Raw genomic sequence first — 17,723 nt, 5'->3', positions numbered from 1 at the left:
AGAATTCCTTTATTTTTAGGAATATTCTCAAAAATTACATCATTACACAAATATTTGTATTTAAGAAAGAGTACATTCTAATAACAGCACTTTATTTTAAATTTAATATTTGCTGTATATTTTTTATCAAGTTCTTTGATTACTTTTTAAATACTAGTTCTCGTTGTATAGTGTATTTTGACGACCAATTAATGAACCATTTTTATCAATCTTTTTAATTATTTTTTCAAATTCTTCATCACTTTTAGCTTTGTAGTAATATCCATTATTACTTGAAAGCTTATACCCTGGAGCAGGTATATGTAAAGTTTTGCAATCACCACATGTAAATATTCTTGGAACTTTTTTAATTCCATCGTTTGTTTCAAAAGGATAATCATTTGGAAAAACTGTTTTCATCATTAATTTTCCACATTCTGGGCAAATATATGAAGATAGATAGAAATTTTGTGTGTAAAAATTCCAAACAGGCATTATATCATCTGGGATAAAACCAAAAAAAGGGACAGCTATTTCGTATTTAAATATCGTTTTTTTAAAAACCATAATAACCCCCTTAAAATTAAATTTTTATTTGATCATAAATATTATAAACACTTTGTTGCTAATTAACCTTTAAAAATTTGTTAAATTTAATTTTGGAATATCTCTAAAATTTCTCTAATCATTTCGTGATCTTTCAATGTAAATTTTAATTCTACTCTTCGACTTTTTGTATAATTTATTTTTCCATTCTCTATAATCGGATTGTTATATCCTTTTCCAGAAACTACTAATTTTTTGAAAAACAACTCCTGATAGGGTATTTCATCTAAATTTTCTCTTAAATATTTAAAGACTTCAAAGGCTCTTTTCATTGAAAGATCTATGTTATATTCATAAGTTCCAGTAGGATCAGAATTTCCTTCTAAATAAAATTCTGCAATATATGTTTCGTATTCAGGTTTAAGTATAACATTTAAATATGTTTTAATAACCTTTAATAAAATATTTTTACCCTTGGTTGACAGAGTGTAGTCATTATAGTTAAACAAGATATCATTATTAATTATTATTGCACCAGAATTTGGATCAACTTGAATTTCCAAATCTAAATCTTTAAAAGTATTCACTAATTCTTCAACAATTTTTGCTTTTATACCAATTATTTCTTTCAATCTTGTTTCTTTGTTTTGTATCGCATAAGTATATTGAAGCAATGTCAGCGATAATAGTAATACAAATATTAAAAGCAAAGCAGAAAATAAATCTGAGTATGAAATCCAAGGGTTAAATTTCCTATTCATTTTTTCTCTCCTCTTCATCATTAATATTGTTACTAATTTTATAATAGTCTTCCAATAATTGAACCAAAGAATTTTTAAAATCTTTTATTGCAAACTCTATATCATTTCTAATATTGTTTAAAGAATAATTAAAATACTCTAATGACTTTTCAAAATCATCAATTGTATTATTTAAGTAAACAGAAATCTCCTTAAATTTTGAGAAAAATTCTATAGTAAAATTTTCCATTTCTTCAAAAGCATTTTTGTATTTTAAAGACATTTGGTTTGGAATCTGTTGAGTAACTCTATTAATACTCGAAATAAATTCATTAAAGTTAGAATTAAATTCGTCCGTGAATCTTTTAAAATTATTAATCACTTCTAAAACATTCTCATTTAGGCTATTTAGGTCAGCTTTATTTTCAATAATACTCTGGATTAGCGTCTCCACTTTTTCTAACTTATCAACAGTATTCTTTTGTTTTTCGAAAATTTCATTAAAAGTTTCCCTACTTTTTTCAATAATTAATGAAAAGTCTTTAAGAAGTTCTTTTTCATTTTGAATAACTTTTTCCCTTTTTTCAATAAGTTCACTCTGCTGTTTAATAGAATCAAATTGTTTATATAATTCTTCTGAAATATTATGAACAATATTACTAAATCTATTTATGTTTTGCTCAAAAGTGTTATTTAAAGTTTCATTAAGCTGATTAAAACTACTAGAATATTGTTCAACTGTTTGATTTGCTTTTTCTGAGATAGTTTCAAATGGTTTGGCAAGTAATTCTTTAATATCATTTCTTATTCCTATAATTTCATCTAATAATTTTTCCTTATTTGTTTTAGTAATTTTTGACAAATCATTTACTACCGGCTTGTTTATTATTTGTGCCGCAATTGAAAAAATTACACCAATAATTGATGAAAAAAAAGCAGTTCCCATTGATGAAAGTAAAGAATTAATACTATTCTTTAATGAATTTTCATTTTCAAAATCCAGATTGATAATACCTATGATAATGCCGATAAAAGTTCCTAATATTCCTAAAGTAATAAAGAAATTAGGCCAAAAGTTTGTAAAAGAAATAATCTCTTCTTCAGTTAGTTCATTATCCTCTCGATTCAAAGAATTCTGCAATGAACCTTTTTTAAAAAGATAGTATGCAAAAAATAAAAATTCAATTAATATGTAAATAACAGTAAATGGATTTAATAAAACAGTAAAAAATCCTTTTAAAAAGCTAAGAAACATAAAGATCACACCTCCTGTTAACAATTATACCAAAATATAAAATAGTTTTTTATTTTTATAAACATTTCATTGAGTTCATTTTAAGTGCAAATGTTATATAATATAATTGAGGTGGTAAAAATAGAAAATAAAAATAACTTAATTTCTAACAAAAATGATTTTTTTTCAATCGAATTTATAAATAAATTACTAGATAAAAAATTTATAACTAAGAGTTATAAATACTTTTGGTTTTATGCTTTGTTTGAAGAAATTATTGAGGGAAATACCACAATAAAATTTAGAACTTTATCTATAAGAATGATTGCAAATGCTTGGTTAATTTTTAAAACAATTCTTGTAAAAGAAAAAAACAGGGATTTGTTCAATGAAATTGTTGGTTATTTAGATAATAACTATAATATCCCAACTAAAATTTCTAAAAATGAATTAATAAAGAAACTTGATGAAATCTATTATCAAGATAATACATTAAAAAATTTAAGTGAAAGATTACTGTTATATGTTCCTTATAGATTTTTAAGTCCATTTTTTTCAGAAACAAGAGGAATCAATGATACTTTGAAAAATGAGGAAATCGAAAAGTTATCTAAAAAGTCTTTGAATGTTTTGTATAAAATTGATTCTAAATATGAAGTTATTTATATAAACAAAGCATGGTTTGAATTCATAAATAAAAATAAGAATTTTATTTCTAAACTAATATACCAAAAATTAAGCGAGTATTATAATTTTAATTATAGTATGCTTACTACAGAAGATTTTGAAAAAATATTAAATGAGCAATTATTTCAAAACAGCAAAAATAGTTTAGAAAACAATTATTATGATTTAACAATTGAGCCAAAAAATTTGAGGAATTTTATGAAAGAATTTAATGACTTTTACAGTAAATTCAAATCAAGAGTTGAAAAATCAAAATATGACAAACTAAAAGAAATGTTTTTAAAAGATAGTATTGACACTTTGATAGAAAAAATCCCTAAGAATTATTACAAAACCATTTTAAAACTATATAAAAATGAAAATGATTTGAGAACAAAGATTCTAGAATTTATTAGTAATCAAAAATTTGAATTTAAAGAAATTATTGAAGATGAATTTCAAAATTCCTTTTTTACAGATAATGATTTTAAAAATCTTCTTATAAGTTTATATGATGATTTAAAACAAATGTACGAAAATGATCCTATTAAAAAATTGATATATTACATCAAAAACGCAAATGATTCAAACGATATTTCAAAGTATATGATGATAAAAAATAAAAAACTAAAAAATTTTGTAGAAAAAACTTTCAAAGCTTATAAATATCCTTCAAATAGTGAGTTGATAAAAAGTTATGTAAAGTTCTTGGAAGATTTTAATTATTATAAATATTATAAGAAATTAATTTTAGAAATTTTCGAAAGACATGTATTGGAAGTTGATGATTTTAATCTAAGATTTTTAGAATTAATTTTCAAACTAAATGGTTGGGAAACCTACAATTTTAGCGATACAGAATATGTATCTTCACTTTTAACAAAATTAGGTTTACCGTTACACGTGATTAATAAGATAAAAAAATATATTTTAAAAGAACACATTGAAGATTTTTTTAAAAAAGATAATGAAAGATTGGAATTTTGGAGAAACTATACAAACAAAATGATTAATGTAAAAATGAAAAACTACAATAATACCAAAGCCATTATTATGTATTTTTATAAATATGACATTGTAGAATTTGAAGATGTTGGAAATGCCCTTTACATATACAAAAAAGGAATAGTTGATGGATTATATGATTTAAAAAACAGAAATAAATGCTATGAAAGACTACCTCATAGTGGTAAAATTTGGAAAACGAAATTTTATCATAGATTAAAGGAGCTAGGTATATGAAGTATGTTATTCATAAAGATTTTATTGAGATAAAGTTAGGAATAGGAGATAGAAGATTAAAAAAATTCTACTATGTGTTTTTTAATACAAGAAACAATAAGTTTAATTTAACATATGATTTTCTGAATATGCTTTATCAAGAAGATCCTACAATTTTAGAAAAACTGGGCTTTAAAACCGACTATGAAAATTTAACAGTTAAACTTCGATTCGTTAATAAAATAGACTCTTCAACTATTAAATTTAAATATAATGAAGAAATTGATTTAGTCATCAATGAAAGATTTTTAGTAAATTCTAATAAAGGGGTTATTTTATTTTTAAATTCCGAAGTTTATGATGCTTTTTCATTTATTCTTTATAATAATTCGAAAATTGTTGAAAAAATAAATAAACTAAATCAATTGAAGAAAAAATACAATATCTCGTATATAGCACCTAAGAAAATTGAAATTATTAATAAATATAATTTAAAAGTTAATGAGGAATCTGATGGAGAAGTTATAGATTATACAATATTTGGCATTCCAAAAAAAGAAAGTTTTGTATTAAGTGGTTCACTTGTTACAAACAAAAAGGTCTACTACATAGATGAAAGCACAAAAAAAGATTTATTAATCTTAGAAAAATATAGAGATCCAAAAAGTAAAAAGATAATTATAAATGAAAATAATATTGAGAAGTTTCATGAAGATTATTTACATTCTTTTTCAGACGAATTTATTGAAAAACTTTCTGATAGAATAAAATTCCTTACTTTTCAACCTTCTAACATTCTCATACGTAAAAATGTTTCACCAATATCTAAGGAAGAACTATTTAATTATAATATAATTCATTTTCATGATTTACTTAATGGAGGAGTTGAAAATCTAGAATTAACTCCTGAATTAAAAGAAAAAATAGAAAATGCTAAGAAAGAAAATAAAAATTTTGTATTTTATAAAGGTTCCTGGATTAGGCTAGATACAATCCCAGAAGAAGTAGTTGAAGAAATAAAAACAAAAAGTTTTGAGCCACATAAGGAGCCCAAAAGCAAGCTTTTCGATTTAGAAATAAAAGAGAATATTGAGAAATTAGAATATTCAAAGTTTAAAAAAGAAGAAAAAAAGCAAACACAGGAAGAAAAATTAGATTTGAAGTATTTTGAAGGAAAGTTAAAAAAATTTCAAGAGATTGGCGTTAAAAAAGTTATTTCCGCTTATCTAGAGGGCTTTAGAGGTTTTTTACTTGCCGATGATATGGGATTGGGTAAAACAGCTCAAGCAATTGCTTTTATGACATGGCTTTTGGAAGAAAAAAAGTTGTTTCCAGTAATGATTATTGCACCAAATTCTCTTCTTGAAAATTGGAGAAAAGAATTGGAAAGGTTTAGTCCAGAGATTTATAAACATGTTAACACGGAAGATTTGGTTCTTATTAATTACGAAAAGTTGTTAAGAAATGAAAAACTATTAATTAGAGATTGGAATTTGATTATAACTGACGAAGCTCAAAGATATAAGAATTATCGTTCTAAGACTACTAGAATAATTAAAGGTTATAAATTTAAGTTCCATTTAGCTTTGACAGGTACACCAGTAGAAAACAGTATAGATGAACTTTGGAATATAATCGATGCAATAACTCCTGGATTGCTAGGAAAATTGAAAGATTTTAACAATAAGTATAATGTCATTAATTCAGATCCAACCTCAGAAGAGGCTCAAGAAAAGTCATTAGAAATATTGAATAGTATTGATCCTGTGTTTTTAAGAAGAAACAAAGAAGATAAAGAAGTTGAAATTAATTTTCCGAAAAAAGAAGAGTTTTTTATTGAAAGTTATTTAACTCAAACTCAAGAGGACAAATATCTTGATACTTATTTAAAATATAAGAAGAAAAATGCTAATAAAAAAGATTTTTTAGGATTGGCTATAAAATTACTCCAAGTATGTGATTTTGGTGCAGATTATTTTGATGAAAATTTCTACAAACATTCTGGGAAATTGAATAAATTAAAAGATTTAATGATCGAGATTAAAAATAAAAAAGAAAAAGCTTTAATTTTTACAAAATTTATAATGACTCAACAAATAATTAAAGCTTTTTTGAGTAAAGAGTTAGGCATAGAAAGTGAAATTTTGAACGGGACTCTTCCAGTTGAAACTAGAAATTATATTGTTAAACAGTTCAACGATGGAAAGATTGACGTTCTAATTATTAATCCACGAGTTGGTGGAGTAGGTTTAAATCTTGTAGCTGCTAATCATGTAATCCACTATACACCAGAATGGAATCCTGCAGTTACTTCGCAAGCAACTGATAGAGCTTATCGTATTGGGCAAGATAAAGATGTATATGTCTATTATTTCTTTTCTAAGTTTAGGAATAATCATAACAAAACAATAGAAGAATATTTTATGAAATTACTTGAAAGAAAAAAACAAATTAAGAATATTTTACTTGATAATATAATAACTAACAAAGAATTTGAAAATTTGAAGAAGGAATTTTTTGAATAATTCTTGAAGCTGGAGTGTTGAGCTCTTTAAATTTATCTGATTTTTACTATGGACGCGTTCTTTCTATGTTAATTAATAAAGGACTAAATCCGATTTTGATAGAAAACAGCGATGAAAGAAGAATATAAGGATAACATTAAAATTTCTAATTTGCCTCAAAGTAAGTTTGGAAATTTTAACAAAAGATTTATAATATGAGGAAAAATTCGAAATTTTAAAGGAATATGATTTGCCTAATGAATTTTGGAATATGGATTATTATACTTTTTTAGTTGAAAGAAGAAACCTAATGGCTAAAGGATAAAAAAATATTTTGAAAGTCTTTCATGAATCAATAAAAAATGGAGAACTTTTAAAATGAGTAGAACAAGCTTAATTGAGAAAATTATAAGACGTGTGTTATTCCTCAGTTTAATCGTTACACTTGCCCATCTAATAGCTTTAATAATAGTTTTAAAGTTTATAACTCTTATAATTAACAATTATAACAAGCAGGAAAAAATCAACAAGTAAATAATAAATATTAAAACTTTTAAAAAGGGTGATCTATGAGCTTTAAAGATTTGATTTTGAAAAGAACTTATTCTTCTGAAGTTGATGACATTTTAAATGATTTTTACATACCAGTTTTAAAAGAATCAATAAGTTATTTTCGAATATCTGGGTTCTTTACTTCGGAATCATTAGCTATTGCTGCTAGAGGAATATTAGGTTTAATAAAAAATGAAGGAAAAATGAAATTAATTGTATCACCAAGATTGACTTTTGAAGATGTAGAAACTATTAAAGAGGCAAATCAGGATCCTTCAAAATATATAAATTCTATTCTTGAAAAAAATATAGAACTTCTGGAAAACGAATTTGTTAGAGATCATTTATTTGCTTTAGGCTGGATGATAGCGAATAATAAGTTAGAAATAAAAATTGCACTATTGTATAGCCTAGAAGGTAATGTTATGTTATCAGAAGAAATAATTGATTCAGGTTTATTTCATCAAAAAATTGGAATATTTACTGACAAGGAAGGAAATATTATTTCATTTAGTGGCTCTATAAATGAAACATTATTAGGTTGGCAAAGAAATGTTGAGGAATTTAAGATATTTAGAAGTTGGATAGATGTTGAAAATGAATATGTAAAAGAAGATCTAAAAAAATTTGAAAAATATTGGAGTAATAATGCAACTAATTTAAAAGTTATTGAAATACCAGAGGCAATTAAACAAAAATTAGTCAAAATAGTTCCCAAAGATTTTGATATTAACTCTCTTGAAAAATGGTATAAAAAAGATAACGATAATAAATTAAAAAAGATAACTCTTTTTGAACACCAGAATGAAGCAATTAATAGCTGGAAATCTAATAATTTTAAGGGAATTATTTCAATGGCAACGGGTACTGGTAAAACTTATACAGCAATAGGAGCAATTGATAGAATTTTAAAGAATAATCAAAAACATTTTATTGTAATCTCTGTACCTTATTCTCATTTAATTGAGCAGTGGAATAATTCAATTAAAAAATTTGGCTTAGAAGTTAATTTTATAGTAAAGTGTTTTTCTGAAAACAGTAAATGGCATTCTGATCTTAAAAGATATGTAAGAAAGCTTTTACTGGGGCAAATTAAAAACTTATTGGTAATTTCTACACACGATACTTTAGTAAGTGGCAAAATGAAAGATATATTATTAAATATAAAAGCAGATATTAAAACAATTTTGGTTGCTGACGAAGTACATAGTATTGGTTCTTTAAATAGACGAGAGAATTTATCAAATATTTTTCGTTATAGGCTCGGACTTAGTGCCACACCTAAGAGAATGTACGATGACTTTGGGAATAGTTTTTTAAAAGAATATTTTGGTGAAATTGTATATGAATTTTCTCTTTGTGATGCTATTTATAAGATTAATCCTTTAACTTATAATACATTTTTGACTCCATATTATTATTATCCATATTTGTGTACATTAACTGAGAATGAAACAAAAAAGTATAATTACCTAACTTTAAAAATACTTAATTTAGTGAAAAATTCTTTAGATAATATTTTTGATGAAATTGATACTGATGAAAAATTAAAAATGCTTTTAATAAAGAGAAGTAAAATTATTAAAGCTGCAAGAAACAAGATAAAAGTTTTAGAAGATATAATTAGTGATATTGAAAAGAATCATGGAGAAATTAGTCATACAATAATTTTTACAGATGATAAGTTAATAAATGAAACTATTGATTTATTGAATTCAAAAAATATATATGCAGTCAAATTTACTCAAGAATTGTCTAATAAACAAAGGATTGATGTATTGGAAAATTTTGGGAAAGGGATTATTCAGGTACTTGTAGCGATGAAAATACTTGATGAAGGTGTTGATGTGCCAGAATCTAAAATTGCAATTATAATGTCAAGCAGTACAAATCCTAGAGAATTCATACAAAGAATTGGAAGAATTTTAAGGATTTCTGAAAATAAAAAGTATTCTTATATTTACGATATAATCACAAAACCAAAGTTTATAGAAGATGCGGTTCTAAACTTGGAAGACTCTTTGTTTAAAGCTGAAAAGGAAAGGGTAAAAATTATCGCAAAGTGTGCTTTAAACTACAAAGAGGTAATGGACAAAGTGAATGAAATATAAAGAAAAAGGGGGTGGGAACATGCTTAAATCTTCTGCACCAAAATTGTATGAAAGTCTAGAAAAAATGACATTTTCTAAATTTGGAGAAAAAGAAGGGGAAAAAGTATTTAATCTATTATGGGAAATTTTTTCGGAATATACTAATAGATCAGAAAGTGATGAAAATAAGTTTGTAGATTATGCTAAAAAATTAATTGATAATTACTTTGAAAATAGGGGATGATAGTTTTGAGAATTGAGAGTATAAAATTATCAAAATTCAAACAATTTAAAGATTTTAAAATTGAATTTTCTAAAGATAATAATCAAGATAATGACTTTCATGTAATTGTTGCAAAAATGGGTGTGGGAAAAAGTAATTTACTTGAATCTATTAATTGGTGTTTATATGGGAAAGAAATTTTTGGGAAAATAACAAAACCTACTGATCCTGATGTTTTAAATAATAATTGTTTAAATGATGACGGAGAACATATTGTAAGAGTTAATTTGAATTTATCAGATGGAAAAGAAAGTTATTTGATCTTAAGAGAATCAAAGTTTAAAGTAAATGACAAAAAAGCTATTTCTTTAAATGAAAGTCATCTTTCTTTTAGTAAAGAAATGGGAATAATCTTAAAAGATATAGATGCAAAAAAAGAGATTGAAAATCTTTTACCTGAAGATTTAAGAGATCAATTTTTCTTTAAAGGAGAAAGGTTGGATAATTATTTTGATGAAAATAAGGAGTAAAAATATCTTATGTGATTAAAAAGATGTCGGGACTTGATATTTTAGAAAGTTTTAAAGATACTTTAGAAAAAATTAAATCTAGATATTTGAAAGATATAAAAGTAAATGAAAATAATCTTAATAAAAAGAAAGATTTAGAAAAGAAGTTAGATCGTATAAAAGATAACAAAAAAGAAGCAGAAAAATTACTTCAATCTCAAATCTTAGATCTTGAAAAAACTAAGAAAAGGTTGGAAGATGTTAACCATGAATTAGAAAAATTAAAAGAATATGAAGTTTATAAAAAACAATTAGAAAGCATAAAAAATTTGATTCAAGAATTTGAAAATAAAAAACGTGAAATTTTAGAAAAGAAAGCACAAATTGTTTTTGAGTTAAGCACATTAATATTTGGCTGGTCAGCTATTGAGAAAGTTTATCATGAAAATAAAGACATTGAAGTTAATTATGATTATCTACCTACCGAAATCGTAAGAAATGCTTTAAATGAAAATAAATGTCCAATATGTGAAAAGAAATTAGACGAAAATCATAGGAAAGTTTTAGAAAAATATCTTTCACTTGATAAAGAATTTATTATTAGTGTAAAAGATTATAATGATTTAACTAAAAAGATTTTAGAATTGGAAAATGAAAGAAAGAATCTGAACAACCAATTAGGTGAAGTTTTAACAAAAATAGAAGAATACAACAATAAACTAAAAAGTGTGGAAAAAAACCTTTCAGAAATTCATGCTGAAAAACTTATTAAATTATATAATGAAAAAAAAGAACTTGAAAATCAAATTGAAATAATTAACCAAAAAATTGGAGAATTTAATAATCAAATTAAATTCTTTGAAAAAGAGGAAAAAGAAATAGAAAGTGAATTAAAAAACTTAGCTATTGGTGATTCCAATAGAATTTTTGAAAAAATAAAATTTGTTGAAGATTTACAACAAATAATAATTAATGCAATTACAAACAGAAGAGATGAGATAAAAAAAGAAATATTAGAATATATAAAGGAATATTTTGGAAAACTTATGTGGAAAAAAGATCTAGTTAGCGATGTAGAATTTTCGCCAAATTTTTCTTTGAATGTGTATGATAAATATAGAAATATGATTTTAAATCGTTTGTCTGGGGGAGAAAAATCAGTGTTAACGTTATCTTTTGCTCTAGCAATGCATAAAGCTTCAGGAGTAAATGCTCCCATTATTCTGGATAGACCACTAGCAAATATATCTGGTGATACGTATGATAAATTAATTGAAATGTTTTCAAAAATTTCCAAAGAAAAACAAATAATAATTATGATTACTGATAAAGAATACCAACAATCTGTTGAAGTGTTGAATGAACTTGCAACAACAATACATATTTTAGAAATGAATGAAAATTCAGAAGTAAAAATTGCTGAGAAATATGTAAAAGAGGTGATATGATGGAATCAAGTGTGTTGTTGCTAAGGTTAAATGAAGAAAATAATAATAAATTGAATGAAATTATGAATAAGTTAAAAGAAATAACAAATATAACAAAAGCAAAAATGTATTTTTTAGCAGGTGCATATGGCTATTTTTATGATAAAAGAGAAAAAATTCAAGACAGTCCTATTGATGTAACACGTGTAGAATTTCTTGAAAGATCTGAATATAAAGTGCAAAAAATATTATTAAATAGTATTTATCATAGTCAAAAAGAAAATTTAGATGAAAATATTAATAAATATAAACTTTTCGAAGAATATGCAAATGCAGGAGTTAGAAAGTTGTACGATATTTTTACAGAATCTAGTGACATTGAAGAATTTATTGAAAGCTTAGAATTAGAAGTAATAAGAATTATTGAAGCACTAGGAATTTCTACAGAAAAAGAGGAGGAAGAAAAAAATGAACAGATATGAAAAAGAGTTTTATGATGCGTTAAATGATTTATTTATAGGAGAAGAGATAGAAGGAAAGTCAGGATATGTAAATTTAATGAAGATAAAAAGCACATATTATACAAAAAGAGTACAATCCAAACTACAAGAGATTATTAATAATGAATTAGAAATTAATGGTGTAGAAGATTTCAGAGAAGAGTTATTTGAAAAACTATACACATTCTTTAAAAGATATTTTTCAGAAAGTGGATCGATTTATTACACATATACACCATGGAGTGAAAGAATATATGAAAGAGTATATGACCCAGAAAAAGATGTAATACTTTTCTGGAAAACGCATATGTTGTACTATGTCAAGACCGAAAAAAACTACAAAAGTGTTGAGATAAAGATAAAAGGAATAAATGGTGAAGAGATAAAATTTTATTTTGATGTGTCAGAGTTAGAACATAAAAAAGCAAATGAGAAAAAAGAAATAATGTTTGAATTCAAAGAAATAGACAAAGACAAAAAGATAGTATTAAGATGTATATATTCAGAGAAAGGAAGAAAAACAAAAATAGACGAAATAGTAAAGCAAGCAAAAGAAGGATATAAAGACATAACAACAGAAGATGTAGAAAAAGCAATAAGGATATTTAACAAACAAAGTGAAGTAGATTACTTTATAAACAAAGATGCAGAGAAATTTTTAAAAGAACAATTAGACATGTATGTATATCAATACATGTTTGATTCAGAAAATGTATGGAGTATGAAGAGGATAAAAGAGATACAAGTATTCAAAAAAATAGCGAATAAGATAATAGAATTTATAGCACAGTTTGAGAACGAACTGGTAAAGATATGGAACAAACCGAAATTTGTATTTAACAGTAATTATGTAATAACAATAGATAGGATAGTAGAAAAAGAAGGAGGATATGAAGTACTTGAAAAGATATTAAACCATGAGAATATAGAACAACAAATAGAAGAGTGGAAAGAATTAGGAATAGTTGATGAAGGATTCAAAAAAGAAGAAATATATCAACAAGAACAAAGTAATTTGTTTAGTCAAAGAGGGAAGATAAATGAGAAATACAAATACTTGCCGATAGATACGAAATATTTTAAAGACATAGAGATTGAGATATTGGAATTATTTGACGATATAGATGAAGAACTTGATGGATGGTTGATAAAGAGTGAGAATTATCAAGCGTTAAACACGATATTACCGAAATTCAAAGAGAAAGTGCAAACAATTTATATCGATCCACCTTATAATACTGGAAGCGATGATTTTGTCTATAAAGATAAATTTCAACATTCTTCTTGGCTAACTATGATGGAAAATAGGTTAAGCTTGGCAAGAGAGTTGATGAGAGATGATGGAGTGATTTTTGTAAGTATTGACGATAACGAAGTTGCCAACCTAAAGAAACTCATGAGCTCAGTATTTGAAGAAAAGAATTTTGCATCAAATATAATTTGGAAGAAAAAAGCTTCGCCACAGAATGACGCAAAATGGTTATCAGATAATCACGACTATATATTATTATATAGTAAATGTAAAAATTTGTGGCATCCTACACTTTTGCCAAGAACACACAAACAAAATAAAAGATATAAAAATATAGATAACGACCCAAGAGGACCATGGGCTCCAAGTGATTTGTCTGTTAAGACATATAATCCACAATATGTTTTTCCAATTATAGATCCTTTAACTGGAAAGGAATATTGGCCTCCTAAAGGAAGATGCTGGATGACTTCGAAAGAAAGAATACAATATCTAATAGAAGATAACAGAATATATTTTGGTAAAGGTAAACCCGTTCTTAAAAAATTTATTTCTGAAGTGAAAGAAGGTATTGTCCCGTTGACTATATGGGATGACACGCCTTATACCACTGAAGGAATTCGTGAATTAAAAAATTTATTTCTTACGAAAACCACGGAACCTATATACTCAAATCCAAAACCTACAACCTTGATAAAAAAGATCGTCTATATTTCCACTCAAAAAGCATCATTAAATGCTATTATTTTAGACTTCTTCGCTGGTTCAGGCACAACCGCCCATGCAGTAATGAAGCTTAACAAAGAAGATGGTGGTAGAAGAAAGTTTATTTTAATAGAAATGGCTGATTACTTTTATGAAGTCATCATTCCAAGAATAAAAAAAGTATCATATTCATTCAACTGGAAAGATGGAAAACCAACTGACGCTGACGGAATTGGTGTTTTTATTAAGTATTATGAACTAGAGCAATACGAAGAAGTCTTACGTAATGCAAAATATGAACATGGTGATTTAAGTTTACAACCATCACCAGGAAAAGATGTATTCAATGAATACATATTCATGAGATCACCAAAGTTTGTAGAAACTGTTTTGAGAAGAGAAGGAAATGAATACAAAGTTGATTTGTCCAAGCTCTATCCGGAGAAGAAGATAGATATAGTAGAGACATTGTCAAATGTATTAGGGAAGAAAATAAAGAAAATAAGTAAAGAAAGTTTTGAATTAGAAGACATAGGAGAAATAAGGTATGATAATATACCAGTAGAATATATTAAACCTCTTATATGGTGGTGAAAACTATGGCGAGTAAAACAAAAAGTTCGAGCAACATAAATATTTATCCTCTTTTAATGTCTTTTATAGATGAAAAAGCACCAATTTTTGAAGAATTGCCATATGATTGGAGAAATGTAGATTTAGTATCATTTTCAGATACCAAGAAATTATGGGATTTTCAAATTGAAGCATTAAAGTATGCTATACGAGCATTGTATTATTATTATGAAATTCTAAATGCAAATAAACAAAGATTTTGGAATGAATTGGAAGAATATTCTGTAGATTTAGATTTATCATCTATTATGGATATTAGAAATTCTGAAAGTGATGTCTGGAAAATTCTAAATAGATATTTTTATAACGAAGGAGATAAGATACCGTATAGTAATTTTATTAACAGAATGGGATTTTGGATGGCTACAGGAAGCGGAAAATCATTAGTAATAGTTAAGCTAATTGATATTTTAATAACATATATGGAAAGAGGTCTAATACCAAAAACAAATATCCTTTTTTTAACATATAGAGATGATTTAATTAAGCAATTTAAAATTCATTTTGAAGAATTTAATAAATCTCAAAGTGGAAAAATTTTAAAATTATATGAGTTAAAAGATTTTAATAGTGTGAATAATTACAAAAACTTTATTGAATATCCAATTTTTTATTATCGTTCAGATAATATTTCAGATGTTCAAAAAGATAAAATAATTAATTATGAAAACTATGATAATGGTGGAAATTGGTATGTTATTTTAGATGAGGCTCACAAAGGTGACAAAGAGTCTAGTAAATCGCAACAGTATTTTTCTATTTTATCAAGAAATGGATTTTTATTTAATTTTTCTGCAACATTTACAGACGAAAGAGACATTTTAACTACAATTTTTGAATTCAACTTATCATCTTTTATTGAAAAGGGTTATGGAAAAGAAATTAGGATTTTTGATGAAAATTTGAAAATAAAAGATAAAAGTATTAAAGATTTTGATGAGGATAAAAAATACTTGATAATTTTGAAAACATTAATTTTACTTACATACTTAAAAAAGATATCAAAAGAATTAAGAGAGAACCAAGAGCTTAAATTGGAATATCATTCACCACTAGCAGTATTTCTTGTAAATTCAGTTAATACAATTGATTCTGATTTAAAGTTATTATTTAAGCTTATAAAAGAAATTACATCAATAGAAGGTTATGAAAAAATATTGAATTCTCAAATTTTTAAAATGGCTATTGAAAGTTTTAATAACCCTATTAATCCATTTGATGAAAATGAAAGTTTTTCTGGAGCAAATATTGACAAAAATTTTATATCAAACATTACTCCTTTAGATGTATTAAAAGAAGTATTTAATTCAGACGCCCCTGGTGAAATTGAAATAGTTAAATCGAAGTCTGAAAAAGAATTAGCACTTAAACTTATGACAAGTGATAAGCCATTTGCTTTAATAAAAGTAGGAGATGCTAATAAGTTGTTTAAATCACTAGTTGATGAATTCAATTTAAGAGTTCAAGAAACTTTTGTTAATGAAGATTATTTTTCAAATTTAGATGAAAAGGAATACATAAATATGCTATTAGGGTCCAGAGCATTTTATGAAGGTTGGGATTCAAATAGACCTAATGTTATAGTTTTCATTAATATTGGAACAGGTGAAGTTGCCAAAAAATTTGTTCTGCAATCTATTGGAAGAGGTTTAAGAGTTCAACCTGTAAAAAATGGTGATAGAAAAAGATTAGGAATATTGCCAACATTTGGTAAATACAGAAACTTTATATTGCCAATTGAAACGTTATTTGTATGGGGAACTAAAGCAAATGTAATAAAACAAATTATTGAAAGCACGAGAGAAATAATTAAAAATTCTGGTGTAAAAATTGAACTAAAGAAAAATATAGAAAGAATTAATGGAAATAAGTTGTTTGTTCCTTATTATAGAAAGGTAAAAAGAAGTATAAACATCAATGCATTAAAGAATGAAAACATACAAAAATATATTATCAATACTATTGATTATAATGATGTAAAAAATGTACTTAAAAGCATTTCCGATGAACTATTATATTTATTCTATTTTACTAAAGATGATGAACCAATAGAAAAAATAAAATTACTAAGAGAAATATTTGAAGATAAAAATAAAGATAATTTTTTTAAGATTAGAGATAATAAAAAACGATTAGGTTGGCATGAATGCATAAAAGATATTATTAGATATATAAACAATTTTGTTATTATTGAAACGATTTCTGATGTTATAGAAAGTGAGGAACCTATAATTCATTACAAAGGAATCAAGATAAGAATTCCAAAAGAAGAGGAAGTCAACAAAGTAAGGGAAACAATAGAAAAGGTTTATAGTGAACATGATGAAGAAAGAATAAGTATAACGGGAAAAGATAGAGATGAATTAGAATTAGATTTTATTAAAGAGCATTATTTTATTCCTGTAATAAAAGCTCTTGATAGAGAAGTTGTAAAAAACTTATTGGTCAACATTCTTAACGAAAGAAGCGAGATAGAGTTTATTAATGAATTAAAGAAAAAATCTAATTATTTTGAAATTTTTGATTGGTGGTTATTCAGTAAAATAACTCCAAAAATAGATAGTGTTTTTATACCTTATACTGATGACAATGGTATTGTACATAACTTTTATCCTGATTTTGTGTTTTGGTTTAAAAAAGCCAATAATTATTTTGTTGTTTTTGTTGATCCTAAGTCAACTGAATATGCAGACGGGTATAGAAAAATCGATGGATTTGTTAGGTTGTTTTACGAGAATGGAAAACCAAAGGTTTTTAAAAAAGAAGGATTAAAAATTATTTTTGACTTATATTTATTTAATAAGAATTTTGGTAGTCCAGAAAAATATCAAGAATTTTGGGTAGGAAGTGTTGATGAATTTGTAAATAGATTAATTAAAAGATTTGAAACCGAGTTATAGATTTTTATTTTTAACATAAGATTTTATAGCTTCTAGAGAAAC

Annotated in this window: 12 protein-coding genes; 9 read left to right on the top strand and 3 right to left on the bottom strand. The window is 25.2% G+C overall.

Features of this window, described 5'->3' with window-relative positions; all coding sequences use genetic code 11:
* Positions 1–153: 153 nt before the first annotated feature.
* The 3 genes from OB7_RS06685 to zorA all read right to left on the bottom strand — a co-directional run bounded on the left by OB7_RS06685 (position 154) and on the right by zorA (position 2,520).
* Positions 154–546, bottom strand: a complete 393-nt coding sequence (locus OB7_RS06685) for a hypothetical protein (protein WP_114702833.1) — start codon at positions 544–546, stop codon at positions 154–156.
* An 86-nt stretch (positions 547–632) separates the two neighbouring features.
* Positions 633–1,286, bottom strand: coding sequence for an OmpA family protein (locus tag OB7_RS06680; RefSeq protein ID WP_114702832.1), 654 nt, complete (start codon positions 1,284–1,286; stop codon positions 633–635).
* A complete protein-coding gene (gene zorA, locus OB7_RS06675; RefSeq protein ID WP_114702831.1) occupies positions 1,279–2,520 on the bottom strand; it encodes an anti-phage ZorAB system protein ZorA in 1,242 nt (413 codons plus the stop codon). Before zorA ends, OB7_RS06680 begins: the two co-directional genes overlap by 8 nt.
* Positions 2,521–2,604: 84 nt before the next feature.
* Between zorA and OB7_RS06670 the strand changes: the two genes are divergently transcribed.
* The 9 genes from OB7_RS06670 (at position 2,605) to OB7_RS06635 (ending at position 17,681) form a co-directional block, all read left to right on the top strand.
* Positions 2,605–4,407, top strand: a complete 1,803-nt coding sequence (locus OB7_RS06670; RefSeq protein WP_114702830.1) for a hypothetical protein — start codon at positions 2,605–2,607, stop codon at positions 4,405–4,407.
* Positions 4,404–6,911, top strand: coding sequence for a DEAD/DEAH box helicase (locus tag OB7_RS06665; RefSeq protein ID WP_114702829.1), 2,508 nt, complete (start codon positions 4,404–4,406; stop codon positions 6,909–6,911). Before OB7_RS06670 ends, OB7_RS06665 begins: the two co-directional genes overlap by 4 nt.
* 548 nt (positions 6,912–7,459) lie before the next feature.
* Positions 7,460–9,553 (top strand): DEAD/DEAH box helicase family protein, encoded by a 2,094-nt coding sequence (locus OB7_RS06660; protein WP_114702828.1) that lies wholly within the window; start codon positions 7,460–7,462, stop codon positions 9,551–9,553.
* Between the two features lie 19 nt (positions 9,554–9,572).
* The gene (locus OB7_RS06655) at positions 9,573–9,776 is read left to right on the top strand and encodes a hypothetical protein (RefSeq protein WP_012579285.1); all 204 of its coding nucleotides are present in this window, start codon (positions 9,573–9,575) and stop codon (positions 9,774–9,776) included.
* 5 nt (positions 9,777–9,781) lie between these two features.
* Positions 9,782–10,285 carry an AAA family ATPase gene (locus OB7_RS10050; protein ID WP_249031046.1) on the top strand — a complete coding sequence of 168 codons (504 nt, stop codon included), beginning with the start codon at positions 9,782–9,784 and terminating at the stop codon, positions 10,283–10,285.
* Positions 10,286–10,296: 11 nt separating this feature from the next.
* A complete protein-coding gene (locus OB7_RS06650; protein ID WP_249031045.1) occupies positions 10,297–11,712 on the top strand; it encodes an SMC family protein in 1,416 nt (471 codons plus the stop codon).
* Positions 11,712–12,173, top strand: coding sequence for a hypothetical protein (locus OB7_RS06645; protein ID WP_114702827.1), 462 nt, complete (start codon positions 11,712–11,714; stop codon positions 12,171–12,173). The genes OB7_RS06650 and OB7_RS06645 overlap by 1 nt, the downstream gene beginning before the upstream one ends.
* Positions 12,160–14,742 carry a site-specific DNA-methyltransferase gene (locus OB7_RS06640; protein ID WP_114702826.1) on the top strand — a complete coding sequence of 861 codons (2,583 nt, stop codon included), beginning with the start codon at positions 12,160–12,162 and terminating at the stop codon, positions 14,740–14,742. The genes OB7_RS06645 and OB7_RS06640 overlap by 14 nt, the downstream gene beginning before the upstream one ends.
* 5 nt (positions 14,743–14,747) lie before the next feature.
* Complete coding sequence (locus OB7_RS06635) at positions 14,748–17,681, top strand: DEAD/DEAH box helicase family protein (RefSeq protein ID WP_114702825.1); 2,934 nt, start codon at positions 14,748–14,750, stop codon at positions 17,679–17,681.
* The last annotated feature ends 42 nt before the right edge of the window (positions 17,682–17,723 follow it).

The sequence above is a fragment of the Thermosipho africanus Ob7 genome, from assembly GCF_003351105.1.
GTDB classification, from domain to species: domain Bacteria; phylum Thermotogota; class Thermotogae; order Thermotogales; family Fervidobacteriaceae; genus Thermosipho; species Thermosipho africanus.
The sequence above is the reverse complement of the archived record's forward strand: the minus strand, read 5'-3'. Positions and strand labels throughout refer to the sequence as shown.

Coding starts and splice junctions, on each gene's coding strand:
- OB7_RS06685 (WP_114702833.1), bottom strand. CDS start 546: ATGGTTTTTAAAAAAACGATATTTAAATACGAAATAGCTGTCCCTTTT.
- OB7_RS06680 (WP_114702832.1), bottom strand. CDS start 1,286: ATGAATAGGAAATTTAACCCTTGGATTTCATACTCAGATTTATTTTCT.
- zorA (WP_114702831.1), bottom strand. CDS start 2,520: ATGTTTCTTAGCTTTTTAAAAGGATTTTTTACTGTTTTATTAAATCCA.
- OB7_RS06665 (WP_114702829.1), top strand. CDS start 4,404: ATGAAGTATGTTATTCATAAAGATTTTATTGAGATAAAGTTAGGAATA.
- OB7_RS06660 (WP_114702828.1), top strand. CDS start 7,460: ATGAGCTTTAAAGATTTGATTTTGAAAAGAACTTATTCTTCTGAAGTT.
- OB7_RS06655 (WP_012579285.1), top strand. CDS start 9,573: ATGCTTAAATCTTCTGCACCAAAATTGTATGAAAGTCTAGAAAAAATG.
- OB7_RS06645 (WP_114702827.1), top strand. CDS start 11,712: ATGGAATCAAGTGTGTTGTTGCTAAGGTTAAATGAAGAAAATAATAAT.
- OB7_RS06640 (WP_114702826.1), top strand. CDS start 12,160: ATGAACAGATATGAAAAAGAGTTTTATGATGCGTTAAATGATTTATTT.
- OB7_RS06635 (WP_114702825.1), top strand. CDS start 14,748: ATGGCGAGTAAAACAAAAAGTTCGAGCAACATAAATATTTATCCTCTT.